The sequence below is a fragment of the Bartonella sp. MU37NMGALS genome, from assembly GCF_042194015.1.
Taxonomy (GTDB): domain Bacteria; phylum Pseudomonadota; class Alphaproteobacteria; order Rhizobiales; family Rhizobiaceae; genus Bartonella; species Bartonella grahamii.
The window spans coordinates 1-521 of sequence record NZ_JBHIML010000175.1 but is presented as its reverse complement, the minus strand read 5'-3'; the positions used below and the strand labels follow the sequence as shown (position 1 = coordinate 521).

General features: G+C 44.1%; 2 pseudogenes. Both read left to right on the top strand.

What is annotated here, in order from left to right:
- A pseudogene (locus ACFIJP_RS09790) lies at positions 1 to 73 on the top strand (lytic transglycosylase); the annotation flags it as partial.
- 12 nt (positions 74 to 85) lie between these two features.
- Positions 86 to 521, top strand: a pseudogene (locus ACFIJP_RS09785) (phage tail protein); the annotation flags it as partial.

Genomic DNA, 521 nt, shown 5'->3' with positions numbered 1-521 from the left:
AGAGAGTGATGATGATAATCCTTTGATGACGCAATTCATGCGGGCGTTTTACGGACCATTTTACCGGAATTAGGATTCACGAGAGATGTCAACGATTTATGATTGGTCGCTTAGAGCGGCGGATAATACGCGCGTGGATGATTTGATTGATTGGTCCGAAGGACAGCAGCCTAGCAGTGTGAACACGAGCGCCCGTGTGATGATGCAAAGGATAAGTGAGTATTTGTCAGACACGGGTGGAGAGCTTGAAGGCATTGTTACAAATGATCATGTCCAACAAACGAGTGTGATAAGGCTTGCAAGCACTTCACAGTTTTTAGAGTATAAGAATGGTATCGTTTTGCGCTTTATGGCGACGGGTAAGAATGTTGGCGCAACCACGATTGTCTTAAACACTTTAGATGGCAAGCCGGTTTATAAGGCGACAGAATTAGGGGTTGGTCCTTTATCAGGGGGCGAAATCCAACAAGGGTGCATTTATACATTGTTTTATAATGGAGATCATTGGCATCTTGTTAATC